Genomic DNA, 17,191 nt, shown 5'->3' on the forward strand with positions numbered 1-17,191 from the left:
GGGCGTCCTCAGAACTTCCAGACCAGGTCGGCCTTCACGCCGTGGTCTTCCACGCTGTTGCCGAACTGCCCGATGTAGGAAACACCCAGCGTGAGATTCGGCTTCAGCACGAGGTCGAGGCCGCCTTCGACCACCGCCACGTTCCTCGCGATCGGCACGCCGGCCACGGTGAAGGCAGCCGGTTGCGCGGCGAGCGCGAGCGACGAGGTGTTCGACACGTCGCCGAAGGCATGACGCCAGCCGAGCATGCCGTGCACCGTCGCCTTCATGCTGCCGATATCGACGTTGTTGCTGCCACGCACGCCCAGGGTGCTGAAGGTGGTGTCGGTACTGCCGCCGCCACCGTGCAGCGAGGCCATGCCGCCGCGCTCCGCGAAGTCGTCGGTGTGCAGGTTCACGTAGGCGAGGCCCGCGAACGGCTCGATCGCGCCGGTGCCGGCATCGATGCGCCAGCCCAGTTCGCCGAAGGCCTGCGCGGTCTGCGACTTGTAGCTCGCGGTCGGCAGGTCGGCGAAGCCGGTGAAGCTCACGATGCGGCTGGTGTCGATGCTGCTGTCGGTATAGCTCGCACCGGCACGCAGGCCGAGCGCGCCCCACTGCTTGCCGCCGTACACGCCGAGGTGGTAGCTGTCGCTGCTGGCCGACGAATTGAGCGCATGCACGTCGACGTTGGCGCGGCTGTAGCCGCCGAGCGCGCCCACCCGCCAGTCGTCGCCGACCAGCGTGTCGCCGCCGATCAGGATGCCGCTGGTCGAGCGGTCCACCGTGCTGGCGTTGCCGTCGCTGCGCATGTCCCCCCACGAACCGAAGGTGCGGGCCCAGACGCCGTTCTTCCCGGCCAGGTCGGCCGGCGCTGCGACGCCTCCCTGCGCCAGGCGGGTGCGGTCGAGGCTCGCGTCGCGCACGAAGCGGCTGTCCTCGATGGTCGCGGACTTCACCGAGGCATGGACCTCGCCCGTGAGTTGCCGGAAGGCGCGCGCCGCCGTCGGCGCGTCGAGCTGGACCACCGCGTCGTACAGCGTGCCCGAGGCCGCGGCCTGCACGGCCGTGCCGGTGGCGCGCTCGTTCCCGGTGGTGGCGACCGACGAGAAGCTCACGTCGTTGCGCTTCAGGCTCAGGGTGGCGCCCTTTGCGTCGTAGCTGATCGAAGGATCGAGGAACGCGAAGTTGGCCGTGACGCTGCCGAAGGTGCCATTGACGCCGCCGGCCGCGCCGAGGATCGAATAGCTCGTCGTCGGGTTCCAGTTGCCGTCGGCCAGCACCGCGACCGTGCCGCCCTGCAGGGTGATCGTGCCGGTGGCGCGGATCTGGTCGCTGCGGCCGTCGGCGGCGGCTTCGACCTGGTAGGTCGAGCCCTGCGCCAGCGTCAGGTTGCCCGCGACGTTGAGCAGGCCGATCGAGTTGCCCGGCGCCACGGTCGCACCGGACTGCACGACCGTCGTGCCGACCGTGCCGTTGCCCTTGAGCGTCGTGCCGCTCGCCATCGTGAGCGTGCCGCCGAGCGAGCCGTTGACCGCCAGCGTCCCGGCCTGCACCAGCGTTGCGCCGGTGAAGGCGCTGCCGTTGCCGGTGTAGTTCAGCGCGCCTGCGCCGGTCTTGGTGATGCTGCCGTTGCCGGAGATCGTGTTGGCCATCGCGGCGTCGCTCGCCTGGCGGATTTCGAGCGCGGCGTTGAGGGCGATCGTGCCGGTGCCCAGGCTGCCCGCGGCGCCGACCAGCTTGCCCGCGCTGATGGTGGTGCCGCCGCCGTAGGTGTTGGCGCCCGTCAGCGTGGTGGTGCCGCTGCCGACCTGCTGCACCGCGCCGCTGCCGGTGATGGCGCCTGCGAACGTCACCGCATCGCTGCGGTTGAAGGCGAGGGTGCCGTTGTCGGTCACGTTGCCGACGATCGAGCCGGTGGTGCCGCCGTTGCCGAGCTGCAGCGTGCCGGAAGAGATCACGGTGCCGCCGGTGTAGTCGCTGGCGCCGGTGAGCGTCGTGGTGCCGCTGCCGACCTGCTTGACCGCGCCGCTGCCGGTGATGGCGCCCGCGAACGTCACCGCATCGCTGCGGTTGAAGGCGAGGGTGCCGTTGTCGGTCACGTTGCCGGTGATCGAGCCGCTCGTGCCACCGTTGCCGAGTTGCAGGGTGCCCGCCGAGATCACGGTGCCGCCGGTGTAGTCGCTGGCGCCGGTGAGCGTCGTGGTGCCGCCGCCGACCTGCTTGACCGCGCCGCTGCCGGTGATCGCGCCCGCGAAGGTCACGGCATCGCTGCGGTTGAAGGCGAGGGTGCCGTTGTCGGTCACGTTGCCGGTGATCGAGCCGGTGGTGCCGCCGTTGCCGAGTTGCAGGGTGCCCGCCGAGATCACGGTGCCGCCGGTGTAGTTGCTGGTGCCGGTCAGCGTGGTGGTGCCGCTGCCGACCTGCTTGACCGCGCCGCTGCCGGTGATGGCGCCCGCGAAGGTCACCGCATCGCTGCGGTTCAAGGCGAGGGTGCCGTTGTCAGTCACGTCGCCGGTGATCGAGCCGGTGGTGCCGCCGTTGCCGAGCTGCAGCGTGCCGGCCGAGATCACGGTCCCGCCGGTGTAGTCATTGGCCGCGGTCAGCGTGGTGGTGCCGCTGCCGATCTGCTTGACCGCGCCGGTGCCGGTGATCGTGCCGGCGAAGGTCACGGCATCGCTGCGGTCGAAGGCGAGGGTGCCGTTGTTGGTCACGTCACCGACGATCGAGCCGGTGGTGCCGCCGTTGCCCAGCTGCAGGGTACCGCCCGAGATGAGCGTGCCGCCGGTGTAGGTGTTGGTCCCGGCGAGTACCAGGGTGCCCAGGTCGGTCTTCTCGAGCTGCGCGCCGCCCGTGAGACTCGCATTCACGACCGCCGTGACCGGCAAGTTCGAGCCGTCGCCGACGCGGATGATCGCCTGCGTGCCGCTCAGGATGAGCGGGTCGCCGTTCAGCACGTAGCCGTCGGTCGCGAACTGCATGCCCGTCACGCTGATCGCGCCCTGCGAGTTGTCGACCGTGATGGTGCCGGCCGTGCCCTGGAACACCGCGAAGCCGGTCGACGAGCGCGGGGCGTTCATCGAGCCGTCCTGCGTCGTCCAGTTGCTGCCGTTCGCGGTCCAGGTGCCCGAGCCGCCGTTGACCGCGCCGTTGTTGAAGCCGGACGTGCTGCCGCCGTCCCAGAAGTTCAGGGTCTGGCCGGCCGTGTTGACCAGGTTCACCTGCTGGGCCACGGCCGTCTGCACCGAGAGCTGCGAGCCTGCCGGCGCGGTGCCGACGTCCAGCCCGTTGTCCGTCAGCGCGCCGGTGTAGTTGATGAGCCGGTACACGCCCGCACCGAAGCCGCCGAGGTCGGTGACGTTGACCTGGCCGTCGAGCGTCAGCGCGCCGTTGACCTGGAACAGCGCCTGGCTGCTCGGCGTGCCCAGCACGGCATTGATGGTCGAGCCGCTGGCGAGCGTCAGCGCGCCGGTGGTCAGCGTCTGGCCGCTGGCGCCGCGCAGCGTGCCGCCGTCGGCGACGCTCACCGCGCCGGCGATCGAGCCCGAGCCGGTGAGCGTGCCGCCGTTCGCGACATCGACCGCCGTGTTGCCGAGCGAGCCGTCGACGCGCAGCGTGCCGCCGGAAACCGTGGTGCCGCCCGTGTAGACGTTGGCGCCGGTGAGCGTCGTGGTGCCTGCGCCGTTCTTCGTCACCGCACCTGCGCCGGAGATCACGCCCGCGTAGGTCGTGTTGTCGGCGCGGTTGAACGCGAGCGTGCCGTTGTTGGCCACGTTGCCCGTGATCGATCCGCTCGTGCCGCCATTGCCGAGCTGCAGCGTGCCCGCCTCGATGGCCGTGCCGCCGGCGTAGTTGCTGTTGCCGGTGAGCACCAGCGTGCCGCTGCCGCGCTGGGTCACGGAACCGGAACCCGTGATGACGCCGTCGAAGCTCGTGTCGTCCGTGCGGTTGAAGACCAGCGCGCCGTTGTTCGACACATCGCCGGTGATCGAGCCGGTGGTGCCACCGCTGCCGACCTGCAGCGTGCCGGCGCCGATCGTGGTGCCGCCGGTGTTGGTGTTGCTGCCCGTGAGGGTCAGCGTGCCGATGCCCTGCTGGGCCAGCGTGCCGGACCCGGACACGGCGCCCGCATAGGTCAGCGCGTCGGACCGGTTGAAGACCAGCGCGCCCTCATCGACCACGTCGCCATTGAGCGTACCCGACGTGCCGCCATTGCCGACCTGCAGCGTGCCCGCGGCGATGGTGGTGCCACCGGTGTGGTTGTCGGCGGACGCCAGCACCAGCGTGCCGAGGCCCTCCTTGGTCAGCTGGCCCAGACCCGACACCGGGCCGGCGAGGATTAGCGAGGTCCCGCCGTTGGTGTCGAAGGTGCCGCCGTTGCCGCCGATCGCCACGTTGCGGTTCGTCGTGAACGTGCCGGCGGTGTTGAGCGTGCCGCCATCGAGCGACAGGCCGCCGGTGCCCAGGTTGCCGTCGGCCGCCACGGACAGCGTGCCCGCCGTGACCGAGGTGCCGCCGCTGTAGCTGTTGTTTCCGCTGAGCGTCGTGCTGCCGCTGCCGATCTGCTGGACCGAGCCCGAGCCGGAGATGTTGCCGGCAAAGGCGAGCGCATCGGAGCGATCGAAGGCCAGCACGCCGTTGTCGATCACGTCGCCGCCCAGCGTGCCCGACGTGCCGCCATTGCCGACCTGCAGGGTTCCCGATGCGATCGTGGTGCCACCCGCGTGGGTGTCCGCGGACGCGAGCACCAGCGTGCCGAGTCCCTGCTTGGTCAGCCGGCCTGCGCCCGACACGGGGCCGGCGAGGGTCAGCGAGGTCCCGGTGTTGGTGTCGAAGGTGCCGCCATTGCCGCCGATCACCAGGTTGCGATTCGTCGTGAACGTGCCGGAGGTGTTGAGCGTGCCGCCGTTGACCGACAGGCTTCCGGTGCCCAGGTTGCCATCGGCCGCCACGGACAGCGTGCCTGCCGTGACCGAGGTGCCGCCGGCATAGGTGTTGTTTCCGCTGAGCGTCGTGCGGCCGGTGCCGATCTGCTGGACCGAGCCCGAGCCGGAGATGTTGCCGGCGATGCCGATCGAATCGGAGCGATCGAACACGAGCACGCCGTTGTCGATCACGTCGCCCGTGATCGTGCCGCTCGTACCGCCGTTGCCCACCTGCAGCGTGCCCGCCGAGATGGTGGTGCCGCCGGTGTACGAAGACGGGTTGGTATTGGCGAGCACCAGCGTGCCGGCGCCCTGCTTGATCAGGCGCCCGCCACCCGACACGTTGCCGCTGAGCATCAGCGCGGTCCCGCTGCTGGTGTCGATCGCGCCGTTGTTGGTGCCGATCGTCACCGCCAGAGCCGAAACGATGTTCGCCGTGGTGTTGAGCGTGCCGCCATCGATCGTCAGGCCGCCGGTGCCGAGGCTGCCGCTGGTCGCGACGGACAGCGTGCCGCCGAGGATCGAGGTGCCGCCGCCGTAGCTGTTGCTTCCGCTGAGCGTCGTGACGCCGGCGCCGATCTGCTGGACCGCGCCCGAACCGGAGATGTTGCCGGTGAAGTTGACCGCGTTGGAGCGATCGAAGACCAGCACGCCGTTGTCGGTCACGTTGCCCGTGATCGAGCCGGTGGTGCCGCCATTGCCCAATTGCAGCGTGCCACCCGAAATCGTGGTGCCGCCGCCATAGGTGTTGCTGCCCGTGAGCACCAGCGTGCCAGTGCCGCTCTTGGTGACAGTGCCCGAGCCGGAGACGCTGCCCGTGTAGCTGGTGCTGTCCGAACGGTTGAACACGAGCGCGCCGTTGTCGGTCACGTCGCCGGTGATCGCGCCGCTCGTACCGCCGTTGCCCACCTGCAGGGTACCTGCCGTGATGGCGGTACCGCCGCCGTACGTCTCGGTGTTGGTGAGCACCAGTGTGCCGGTGCCTTGCTTGGTCAGCCGCCCCGCGCCCGACACGACGCCGCTGAGCGTCAGCGTGGTCGCGTTGTTGGTGTCGATCGTGCCGTTGCTGGCGCCGACCGTCACCGCGCGGGCCGAAGTGAAGGTCGCACTGGTGTTGAGCGTGCCGCCGTTCAGCGTCAGCGCGCCCGAAGCGTCGCCGAGGGCGCCGTCCGCACCGATCGACAGCGTGCCGCCGGTAATCGACCATGGCGTGACTGCGCTCGTGACGCCCGTCAGCGTCCAGGTGCTCGTGCCCGTCTTGGCAAAGCTCGCGAAGTTGCGGTACTTCACCGTGGCGCCGATCTCGCTGACGGCGAAGCTGTTGTTCGTCGCACCGCCGAGGACGAGCCGGTCGGTGCCACCCGCGGCGGCAACGACGTTGCCCGTGATCGACGACGACGCCGACTGGAGCTCCAGCGTGTTGCCGACGCCGGAGAACTGGATGGCGTCCGCGTTCGTGCCTGCGGCGTTGGTTCCGTTCAGGCCACCGGTGATGGTTCCGCTGTTGATGATGGTCACGCCGCCGCTGGCCTTGATGGCCACGCCGCCGGCGCCGGCCTGGCCCGCGGCTCCAGGCTGACCCGCGACCACGGCCGTGGTCCCGCCGGCGCCACCGGCGCCGCCCTGGATCGTCCCGGCATTGGTCAACGTCCGCGCCCCCGCGATGTCGACGCCCGTGCCGCCGCCGCCGCCGGAACCGGCGTTGCCGAGCGTCGCGTTGCCGCCCGCGCCGCCGATCCCGCCCTTCACCGATCCCGTCGAGCTGATCGTCACATTGCCGCCGCTGCTGGAAAGCAGCCCGGTGCCGCCTTGCCCCCCGCCGCCGCCACCGCCTCGGCCGTAGACGCCCGCCTTGCGCGCGCCGGCCGCGCCGCCGTCACCGCCGTTGCCGCCCGACAACGTGCTCGTGATCGTCAACGTGCCGGTTGTCGTGGAGACGACGCCTGCCCCGCCGCCGCCGCCGCCGCCCGCCCCGCCATCGACCCGGGAATTCCCGGATGTTTGCGAGTCCGCTCCGCCGCCGCCGCTCTGGCCCGTGGACACCGCGTTCACGGTCCTGTTGCCAGTCGTGAAGGTCGTCGTGACCGCGCCACCGGTTCCGCCGGCGGCGGTCCCCAAGCCGCCGCTCGCGCCTGCACCGCCGTTCGCACCGGCGCCGGTGGTGGTGACCCCACCGCCACCGCCACCGCTGCCGATTCCCGAGGCCGCCAGACCGGCGCCGCCTTGAGCGGTGGTGCCGCCAGCACCGGCGGTCGCCCCGGTGGTACCCGTACCTCCCTGGCCGCCGTCCGCCCAGACATTCCCGCCCGCCATCGCCGCGAACGCCACGACGCAAGCAGAAGCGAGCACTGACATGCGCGGTAGCTCAATGGCTGCGCAAGCTGTCCCCCCAACTCCCCCACGCGCCGCCGTGGCGACCTCCGATACAGCTTGGCAAACGCCCTTGGCGCGGTTGAAAACGATGCGGTGAACTCGATTCATTCCAGTCTCTTTGTTAAATGTTTACTAAAGATACAAATTGTTGAAATTGGCGTCGCATTCTGTAATCACTTAGGCCTAAAACCAACAGATCGATTGCGAATTAAGTTCTCAAAATTGAGAACAGCTGCACACGCAAGCGCACGAACCCGGCACTTAAGAAAGCGCGGGGGAAGCCGATAAAGACGAAACGGGGGTTTTCGCCCGCCCTTCGGGCAGGCAGCGCGAAAGAAGGGCATCGCGCGCTCGGGCGGGCGCCCGCGGCGGGTTCATTTATGCTGCCCGCCGTCTACAGCAGCGAGCTACCACCCAACCATGAAGATCCAGAAAGACGCCGTCGTCACCCTGCGCTACAAGGTGTCGGACGCCACCACCCAAAAACTGATCGACGAGGGCCGCAACCCCATGGTCTATCTGCACGGCGGCTACGAGAACACCTTCCCGAAGATCGAGGAAGCGCTCGACGGCAAGGAAGCCGGCTTCCAGGCCACGCTCAACCTGGCGCCCGAGGATGCCTTCGGCGCACGTGACGAGTCACTGGTGCGGACGATCGACAAGAGCGACTTCCCGCCCGGCGTGAAGGTCGGCGGCCAGCTCGAAGGGCGCAACGACCAGGGCGAGCCGCAGATCTTCAATGTGGTGAAGATCAAGGGCCCGCAGGTGATCCTCGACGGCAACCATCCGCTCGCCGGCAAGGCACTCAAGTTCAGCATGACCGTGACGGGCGTGCGCGCCGCCACGGAAGAGGAAATCGCCCACCGCCATGTGCATGGCGAGCATGGGCACCATCACTGAGCGCTATTGAATGGTTTCCGGCGCCTCGGCGAGCCGGTCCAGGCCGACGAGTTCCGCGAAGCCGCGCAGCTCCTTCTGCAGCGCTTTCTCGACCAGCGCGAGCCGCGCGAAGCACTGCACGTCCGCGTCGGACGGGCCGGGGCCGGTGCCTTCCAGCTGCGAGCGGAAGGCCCGCACGATCCGGTCCTGGGCGAGCTCGCGCGCCTGCGTCGCGGTCGTTCTCGCGGCCTCGAGCGCGGTCAGCTCTTCATCCAATGAAACGTCCATGTTCTTCCCGGGCGGATTGTTGCCTGACGGCGATTCTGGGAAGGGACAGGGGGACACCCTGTAGGCCGACGCCCCAGCATCCGCGTAGGCCGGTTCCGACGCGGCGTTGCGCCGGCGCACCCAGAGCGTTCCATCAGCGGTACTTTCGGGCGGGCCCGGCGCCCTCATATGCCATGCATCGCCCTGTCGGATCGGACGGGGCACCCCCTTAGTCAGTCAGGAAGTCAGAGCAATGACCACCACCACCAGCCCCATCGTCCAGATCAAGGCCCTCGGATTCCCGTGGGAGACGATCGACCCTTTCCTTTTCTGTGCCTATCACGATGACGCCTATCCGCGCGGCAACGCGCAGATGGGTCCTGACGCGCCGCTCGCCGGCCGGGACATCGGCCAGGACTTCAGCCGCAAGGACGGCTGGAGCATGTACCACGGGGCGACCGTGCCGGGCTTTCCGGGCCATCCGCACCGGGGCTTCGAGACGGTGACGATCGTGCGCCGCGGCCTGATCGACCATTCGGATTCGCTGGGCGCCGCCGCACGCTTCGGCGGGGGCGATGTGCAGTGGCTCACCGCCGGCAAGGGCATCGTGCATTCGGAGATGTTCCCGCTGCTCGATGCGGCGGCGCCGAACCCGCTGGAGCTGTTCCAGATCTGGCTGAACCTGCCCGCGCGCAACAAGATGGCCGAGCCGCATTTCACGATGTTCTGGGCCGAGGACGTGCCGCGCTTCACCGCCACCGACGGGGAGGGCCGCAAGACCGAGGTCGCATGCATCGCGGGCCGGATCGGCCCGGTGGACGGCGCCCCCGGCGCGGGCGGTCCGCTCGCGCCGCCACCGGATTCATGGGCCGCGCAGCCCGATGCCGACGTGGCGATCTGGACCCTGCGCCTGGAGCCCGGCGCCCGCTGGACGCTGCCCGCCGCGACGGGCAACGGCACGCGCCGGACGCTCTACTTCTTCAAGGGCCGCTCGGTGAACATCGGCGGCCAGGACGTGACCGCCCGCGCCGCGATCGAGCTGCGCGCCAACCTCGCGGTGGAGCTGCACAACGGCGACGAGGTCAGCGAGTTCCTGGTGCTGCAGGGCCGCCCGATCGGCGAGCCGGTGGCGCAGTACGGCCCCTTCGTGATGAACACGTCCGCCGAGATCGCGCAGGCGATGGCCGACTACCGCCGCACCCAGTTCGGCGGCTGGCCGTGGAAGGACGAGGCCCCGGTGCACGGCCGCGACCCGGCCCGGTTCGCGAAGCATCCGGACGGCAGGGAAGAGAAGCCGCAGGACCACGCGGCGACCACCGCCTGAGGTGCGTCAGCGCCGCACGCGCTGCCCCGCCACTTCGCGGATCAGCGCCCATACGCGCTGCGCGAGCGGCGAAGGCGCGCGGTTGCGGCGGTGCACCAGCATGATCGAGCGCTGGATCTTCGGCAGCAGCGGCCGCACGACCAGCGCCGGCAGGCCCATCGGCGGCATGGCCATCGCCGGCATCACGCTGATGCCGATGCCCTGCTCGACCATCCGGAACGCGGTGGTCGGGTGGCCGACCTGCTGGCGCACCTCGCAGCGCGCGCCGTGCGTGGCGAGCGCATCGTCGATGAGCCGCCGGCTGCCCGAGGCGTAGTCGAGCAGCACCAGCGGCTCGCCATCCAGCATCGGCCAGCGCACCGAGGCCTTCTCCGCCAGCCGGTGGCCGGGCGCCATCACCAGGCAGAAGGGGTCGTCGAGGATGGCCTCGCAGTGCAGGTCCTCCGCCGAAGGGGGCTCGACCACCACGCCGAAATCGACCTCGCCGGCGCGCACGCTGTCGAGCACGTCCTGCTGGATGCGGTCGAGCAGCACCAGCTCGATCTCCGGATCGCGCCGCGCGCATTCGGCAATGCAGGCGGGCATGAGGTTGGCCGACAGCGTCGGGCTGCTCGCGACTCGCACCTTGCCGCGCCGCGCGCCCGCCATGCCGTGCACTTCGGCCAGCGTCTGGTCGAGCTCGTCGAGCGCCCGGTCGAGCCGCAGCGCGAGCGAGTGGCCCGCCTCGGTCAGCACCACTTCGCGGGTGGTGCGGTCGAGCAGTTTCAGGCCGAGCTGCGATTCGAGCTCGACGATCGCCCGGCTCACTGCCGGCTGGGTGAGTCCGACGCGATCACCCGCGCGGCTGAAATTGCGCTCCTCGGCCACCGCCTGGAACACGCGAAGCTGCCGGAGGGTCACATTGAGGCTCATGCAGCTGATCATAGATCTATCAGATAAATCCATTTCTCTTTTGAATCCGAAGCGCGTCCAATCGCGACCCATGGCCCGTTCACGCTACCTCCCCGACAACTTCACGATCGCCCTGGTGGTCGTCGTCGCGCTCGCCAGCCTCTGGCCCGCCAGCGGCGGCACCGCGCATTTCTTCGAGCGCCTCACCACGGTCGCGATCGGCCTGCTGTTCTTCCTTCATGGCGCGAAGCTCTCGCGCGAGGCGATCCTCGGCGGCATCACGCACTGGCGGCTGCATGTGCTGGTGTTCGCGGCCACCTTCGTGATGTTCCCGGTGCTCGGGCTCGTCCTCAAGCCGATGCTGCAGCCGCTCGTCACGCCCGACCTCTATACCGGCGTGCTCTTCCTGTGCGTGCTGCCGGCCACGGTGCAATCGGCGATCGCCTTCACGTCCATGGCGCGCGGCAACATTCCTGCGGCGGTGTGCAGCGCTTCCGCGTCGACGCTGCTCGGCGTGTTCGTCACGCCCCTTCTCGTGAACCTGATGGTCGTCCAGCACGGCGCGGCCGGGGCATCGCTCGACGCAGTGGGCCGCATCCTGCTGCAACTGATGGTGCCCTTCGTCGCGGGCCACCTGATGCGGCCGTGGATCGGCGGCTGGATCAAGAAGCGGGCCTCGGTGCTGACGCTGGTGGATCGCGGCTCGATCCTGCTGGTGGTCTACACCGCCTTCAGCGCCGCGGTGATCGAGGGCCTGTGGAAGCAGGTGCCGATGTCGGCGCTCGTCGGCCTGCTCGTCGTCTGTGCGGTGATTCTCGGCCTCGCGCTCGCCATCACCGCCTGGGCCGGCCGCGCCCTCGGCTTCGACAAGGCCGACCAGATCACCATCGTGTTCTGCGGCTCCAAGAAGAGCCTCGCCAGCGGCATCCCGATGGCGAAGGTGCTCTTCGCCTCGCACGCCGTCGGCGCGATCGTGCTGCCGCTGATGCTCTTCCACCAGATGCAACTCATGGTCTGCGCGGTGCTGGCCCAGCGCTACGCGCGCAGGGCTGTCGAGTCGATCGACGCAAAGCCGGCCAAGACGCCGGCCTGATCGATCAGCGGGGGGCGTCGCCCTTCCGGTATTCAGCGGTCAGTTCGTCGAGCTTCTGCTTCAGCGCCGGATCGAGCTTGTAGTCCGCCGCCGCGATCGTCGCATCGAGCTGCTCCGGCCGGCTCGCGCCGAGCAGGGGTGCGCTGATCAGCGGATTCGCCATCACCCATGCCACCGCCAGCGTCGCGAGCGGCACGCCCGCTTCATCCGCCAGCTTGTGCAACTGGGCGACGGTCGCGAAGGACCGCTCGTTCCAGTAGCGGTCCTGGTACATCGAACCCGCGGTGCCGAGCGTGAAGCGCGTGTTGTCCTCCGGCTTCGCACCCGCCTTGTACTTGCCTGTGAGCAGGCCGCCGGCCAGCGGGTTGTAGGGGATCACGCCCAGGCCTTCCTCGGCCGCGAGCGGCAGCAGTTCGCGCTCGATCTCGCGGAACAGCAGGCTGTAGCGCGGCTGCACCGACACGACCCGCGTGAGCTTGTGCAGCTCGGCTCGACCGATCGCGCGCGCGAGCCGGTAGGCGAGGAAGTTCGAAACGCCGATGTAGCGCGCGCGGCCCGAACGCACGATCACGTCGAGCGCCTCGAGGCTCTCGTCGAGCGGCGTCTCGCGGTCGTCGTGGTGGAGCTGGTAGAGATCGACGTAATCCGTCTGCAGCCGCTTGAGCGACACATCGATCGCATCCAGCAGGTGCTTGCGCGAATTGCCCTGGTCCCAGCTCCGGGGCCCGACCTTGTTCGCGGCCTTGGTCGCGATGATGAACTCGCTGCGGCGGCTGCTGCCCTTGGCGTGCAGCCAGCGGCCGATGATTTCCTCGGTGCGGCCGGCGGTCTCCCACGTCCCGCCGAGCGGGTACACATCGGCCGTGTCGAGGAAGTTGATGCCGGCTTCGGTCGCGTGGTCGAGGATCTGGTGCGACACGGCCTCGTCGGTCTGCAGTCCGAAGGTCATCGTGCCGAGGGCGAGCCGGGACATGGTGAGGCCGGTGCGGCCGAGGCGGGTGGTGGGAATGCTCATGAAAAAGACTCTCCGTTCGCTGGGCAGGGGGCGATCATAGACAGCGGCCCGGATTCGTGCCGGACGCGCGTCCATCGTCAGCCGCGGGTCAGTCCGATGCCTGCGCCGCCAGTTCGGCAAAGCGCAACGACGGCTCCGAAGTCAGCGCACGCGCCACGGCCTGCGCATCCGCCGGCGTCAACTGCACCAGCATCTCGACCGTGCCAGCCGCGCTGGTCGCGAGCGGCACGCCATCGCGAAACACCACGCGCGATCCCGGCACGCGCGCGACCTTCGGGCCGGGCACGACAGTCCCGAGCAGGTTCGCGGGGTCGGTGGCCGCAAGGCAGACCAAGTGGCCGTCGGCGGGCCGGCGCCGCACTTCGCGCATCAGTCCTATGGCCTCGGGCAACGCGAATTGCTCGCCCGCGACACCAGCGATGAAGCGGCCGCCACGGATCTCGCCGCGCGCCTCGAGCCGTCGATAGGCGCGCACCAGATCGCGCCATGGCGGAAGCCATGACGCCTCGCGTTCCAGCACACGCCAGCACACCACGCCGTAGCGTCGCAGCAGGATGCGCGCGACCTGCTCGATGGCACTGCTCGCGATGTCGTCCGCCGCGGCCGCGCGCTGGCGCACCAACGACCAGCGGCCCGCGTCCTCGATGCCGAAGAGCGAGGTCCGCCGGCGCCGGCGCGCATGCGTCGACGCGCGCTTGGACGGCGGAATCAGCAGGGCGCGCAAACCGGCGAAGCTGTCGCAGTGCGCGCGGCCACGCACGACCAGTTCGCTGAGCGCGTCCTCGAGTTCGGTGCCCAGCAGCCGCGTGCCGTGAAGCATCTCGTCGAAGAAGGAGGCGCCGTGCTCCTTGAGGAACGCGGCGACGCGCTGCGCCCGCGAGCCGAGCGCAGCGTCATCCACCGGCGCGGGTGCAAGGCCGGTCCAGAGCGTCGCGGCGCGGCGCGGCAGCAGCAGCACCGGCGTGGAGCGCAGCGATGCGCCGCCGCCGCCCGGCCGGCCGTCGAGCGCGGGCGGACGCAGCCGCGTCCACAGCGTGCGACCGGCGGTGCACAGGTCGTCGAGCCAGGCCGGCGTGTAGTCCTTCACCCGCGCGGGCAGCAGCTCCGGCTCCCAGCTCGCGGCGGGCGCTTCGTAGCCTTCGAGCTGCGCGAGGATGCCGGCGAGCGCATCGGGCCCGCCGACCCGCGTGTCCGGCGTGACGTGCTGCCACTCGAACAGGAAGCGCGCGAAGTCGCGCGGCTCGACCGGCTCGATCTCGCGCCGCAGACGCTTGAGCGTGTAGCGGTGGATGCGCGCCAGCAGATGCCGTTCGCACCATTCGGCCGTTTCGGTGCCGGGCGTGAAGCGGCCTTGCAGCACGTAGCCTTCGCCCTGCAGTGCGGAGAGGGCCGCATCGATGCGCGACGGCGGAAGCTGAAGCTGGACTGCGAGTTCGGCCGCGGTCATCGGCCCCAGGCCGGTCAACCGCGAACGCAGCAGTTCGCGCAGCGCATCGTCCGCGCCGCCGTCCACCTGTGCGTACTCGGCCGGCGTCTCGATGCGAGGCTGCATCGATGCGTCGGGGTACAGCATCGCGATCTGCGCAAGACGCTCGGCCACCACCCACAGGCCGCCGCCGGGCATTGCGAGGCAGGTTGCGCGCCCCGATTGCGCGAGCGCGTCGAGCCACGCGGGCCAGTCGGCATTCGCCGATGCCTCCCTGCTGGTGATGACACCGAGCCCATTCAGCGCCTCGTGCATCTCATCGATGCCGCGCACGCGGGGCCACGCCTCTTCGCGCACGCTGTCGATCGCTTCCTGATCGAGCCGCCCGAGGTCGTCGGCGCTTTCCGGATCGACATAGCGGCGGCTCTGCACCGCCTGCGTGCGGCGCTCCTCGAGCGGCGCATCGTCGAGGAAGGCATAGGGCTTGGCGTTGAGCGCTTCCGCCGCGAGCGGCGAGGGCGCCGGCAGGTCGCGCGCCACGATCTGCACCTCGCCCGACTCCAGGCGCCGCAGCAAACGCAGCCAGCCTTCGGCATCCATCGCGTCGTAGAGGCAATCCTGGAGCGTCTGCGCGACCAGCGGGTGGTCGGGGATCTCGCGCGCACCGGTGAGGTTCTCGGCGCACGCGACCTGATCGGGGAACACCGAGGCGAGCAGGTCCTCCGACCGCATGCGCTGCAACTGCGGCGCCACCTTGCGGCCGCCGACGAAGCGCGGCAGCGCGAGCGAGGTGGTCGCGTTCCAGCGCCAGCGCACATTGAAGAGCGGCGCATCGAGCAGCGCCTGGATCAGCACGTCCAGCGCGGTCGCGGAATGCAGGTAGCGTCCGACCTCCTCGAGCGGAAAGCTGTGGCTCGTCGACAGCGAGAGCACGATGGCGTCCTCGGTCGCCGCAGCCTGCAGTTCGAAGTTGAACTGGCGGCAGAAGCGCTTGCGCAGTGCCAGCCCCCACGCCCGGTTGAGCCGGCTGCCGTAGGGCGAGTGGATGACCAGCTGCATGCCGCCGGACTCGTCGAAGAAGCGCTCCATGACGATGCGCTCCTGCGTGGGCAGACCGCCGAGCGCGTTCGCGGCGCGCGCGAGATGGTCGGCGATCTGCCGCGCCGCGGCCGTATCCATGCCGAGGGTGCGTACCAGCCAATCCAGCGTGGCATCGATGCCCTGTGCGCGCAGCCTGTCGGCCACTTCGCCGCGCAGGCGCGAGACGCCAAAGGACAGCTCGTCCGTGCGGCCCGGCGCCTCGCCGAGCCAGAAGGGGATGTTCGGCGGTGCGCCGAGCGCGTCTTCCACCCGCACGCGTCCCGGCTCGACGCGCAGGATGCGATAGCTCGCATTGCCGAGCTGGAAGATGTCGCCCGCGAGGCTTTCGATCGCGAAGTCCTCGTTGATCGTGCCGATCTTCTGCGCCTGCGGCTCCAGCACCACGGTGTAGTCGCCGGTCTCGGGAATGGTGCCGCCGGACGTCAGCGCGGTGAGACGGGCGCCGCGGCGCTCGCGCAAGCGGTGGTGGACCGCATCGCGATGCACGTAGCTCGCGCGCTGTCCCTGCCGGGTGGTGAAGCCGTCGGCCAGCATCCGCACCACGGCCGCATAGCTTTCGCGTGTGAGCTGCGCGTAGGGCCACGCGCGCCGAACGAGGGCGAAGAGCTCGTCCTCGCTCCATTCGCGGCTGGCGGTCTCCGCGACGATCTGCTGCGCAAGCACGTCGAGCGGCGCCGGCAGCATGTGCAGCGCATCGAGTTCGCCGCGCCGCACGCAGTCGAGCAGCGCCGCGCACTCCACCAGTTCGTCGCATGACTGCGGAAAGAGCCGCGCCTTCGGCACGCCGCCGACCGCGTGGCCCGACCGTCCGGCGCGCTGGAGAAAGGTCGCGATCGATCGCGGCGAGCCGAGCTGGCACACCAGATCGACGTCGCCGATGTCCAGCCCCAGCTCCAGCGATGCGGTGGCGACCAGCACCTTGAGATCGCCGCGCTTGAGCCGCTGCTCGGCGTCGAGCCGCGCTTCCTTCGCGAGGCTGCCGTGGTGCGCAGCCACGACCTCCTTGCCGAGGATCTCGCCCAGATGCCGCGCCGCGCGTTCGGCCATGCGGCGCGTGTTGACGAAGACCAGCGTGGTCCGGTGCTCGCGCACCAGCGCGGCGACGCGCGCGTACACCTGCTCCCATTGGTCGGTCGACATCACGGCCGCGAGCGGCGTCGGCGGCAGTTCCAGCGCGAGGTCGCGCTGCTTGGCGTAGCCGATGTCGACGATCTCGCAATCGGCGACGCCGTCCTTCACCGCGCCCGCGCCGACGAGGAAGCGCGCAATCTCGTCGATGGGCTTCTGGGTGGCCGACACGCCGATGCGCGTCAGCGGGCCCGTGCAATTGGCCTGCAGCCGTTCGAGCGAGAGCGCCAGATGACTGCCCCGCTTGCTCGCCACCACCGCATGGATCTCGTCGACGATCACGGTGCGCACCGTCGAGAGCATCTTGCGCCCCGATGCCGAGCCGAGCAGCACGTAGAGCGATTCCGGCGTGCTCACGAGGATGTGCGGCGGCTGGCGCAGGCTCTGCTGGCGCTCCTTGCTCGGCGTATCGCCGGTGCGCACCGCGGTGCGGATCTCGACGTCGGGCAGATGCAGCTTTGCGAGTTCGCGGCGGATGCCCGCGAGGGGGGCCTTGAGGTTGAGGCCGATGTCGTTCGAAAGCGCCTTCAGCGGCGACACGTAGAGCACCGTCGTCTCGTCGGCGAGGCCGCCGGACTCGAGCCCCTGCCGCACGAGGCCATCGAGCGCAGCCAGAAATGCGGTCAGCGTCTTGCCGGAACCGGTCGGCGCAGCGACCAGCGTGTGGCGCCCCGCGGCGATCGCCGGCCACGCGGCGGCCTGGGCCTCCGTCGGGCCCGGAAAGGCCGCGTTGAACCAGTTGGCGACGGCGGGGTGGAAGTTGTCTAGCACGAAACGATGAGATCAGGCC

The 17,191-nt window shown here is 69.9% G+C and carries 8 protein-coding genes and 1 pseudogene; 3 read left to right on the forward strand and 6 right to left on the reverse strand.

The features are described from left to right. Positions 1-8: 8 nt before the first annotated feature. Both BLW05_RS36750 and BLW05_RS36825 read right to left on the reverse strand, forming a co-directional pair. Positions 9-7,259 (reverse strand): autotransporter-associated beta strand repeat-containing protein, encoded by a 7,251-nt coding sequence (locus BLW05_RS36750; protein WP_305516998.1) that lies wholly within the window; start codon positions 7,257-7,259, stop codon positions 9-11. 9 nt (positions 7,260-7,268) lie between these two features. After that, positions 7,269-7,385: pseudogene (locus BLW05_RS36825) on the reverse strand (ESPR-type extended signal peptide-containing protein); the annotation flags it as partial. A gap of 312 nt (positions 7,386-7,697) precedes the next feature. On the opposite strand from BLW05_RS36825, the gene BLW05_RS21010 reads away from it, so the two are divergent. After that, positions 7,698-8,177, forward strand: coding sequence for an FKBP-type peptidyl-prolyl cis-trans isomerase (locus BLW05_RS21010; RefSeq protein ID WP_093165505.1), 480 nt, complete (start codon positions 7,698-7,700; stop codon positions 8,175-8,177). Between the two features lie 3 nt (positions 8,178-8,180). Here the strand turns inward: BLW05_RS21010 and BLW05_RS21015 are convergent, their stop codons facing one another. Further along, on the reverse strand, positions 8,181-8,444 hold the full coding sequence (locus tag BLW05_RS21015) for a hypothetical protein (RefSeq protein WP_093165506.1): 264 nt from the start codon (positions 8,442-8,444) through the stop codon (positions 8,181-8,183). 232 nt (positions 8,445-8,676) lie between these two features. Here BLW05_RS21015 and BLW05_RS21020 point away from each other — a divergent pair, with 232 nt between their 5' ends. After that, entirely contained in the window at positions 8,677-9,747 is a 1,071-nt protein-coding gene (locus BLW05_RS21020) for a pirin family protein (protein WP_093165507.1), read from the forward strand. Positions 9,748-9,753: 6 nt separating this feature from the next. Here BLW05_RS21020 and BLW05_RS21025 read toward each other — a convergent pair whose 3' ends face one another. After that, complete coding sequence (locus BLW05_RS21025) at positions 9,754-10,659, reverse strand: LysR family transcriptional regulator (RefSeq protein WP_093165536.1); 906 nt, start codon at positions 10,657-10,659, stop codon at positions 9,754-9,756. 70 nt (positions 10,660-10,729) lie between these two features. Between BLW05_RS21025 and BLW05_RS21030 the strand changes: the two genes are divergently transcribed. After that, positions 10,730-11,731, forward strand: a complete 1,002-nt coding sequence (locus BLW05_RS21030) for a bile acid:sodium symporter family protein (RefSeq protein ID WP_093165508.1) — start codon at positions 10,730-10,732, stop codon at positions 11,729-11,731. A gap of 4 nt (positions 11,732-11,735) precedes the next feature. On the opposite strand, the gene BLW05_RS21035 is transcribed toward BLW05_RS21030, so the two are convergent. Both BLW05_RS21035 and BLW05_RS21040 read right to left on the reverse strand, forming a co-directional pair. Next, positions 11,736-12,746, reverse strand: coding sequence for an aldo/keto reductase (locus BLW05_RS21035; RefSeq protein ID WP_093165509.1), 1,011 nt, complete (start codon positions 12,744-12,746; stop codon positions 11,736-11,738). A gap of 88 nt (positions 12,747-12,834) precedes the next feature. Next, the gene (locus BLW05_RS21040) at positions 12,835-17,172 is read right to left on the reverse strand and encodes a DEAD/DEAH box helicase (protein ID WP_093165510.1); all 4,338 of its coding nucleotides are present in this window, start codon (positions 17,170-17,172) and stop codon (positions 12,835-12,837) included. Positions 17,173-17,191 lie beyond the last annotated feature (19 nt).

Source organism: Variovorax sp. YR216 (genome assembly GCF_900107745.1).
In the GTDB taxonomy this organism is placed as follows: Bacteria; Pseudomonadota; Gammaproteobacteria; order Burkholderiales; family Burkholderiaceae_C; genus Variovorax.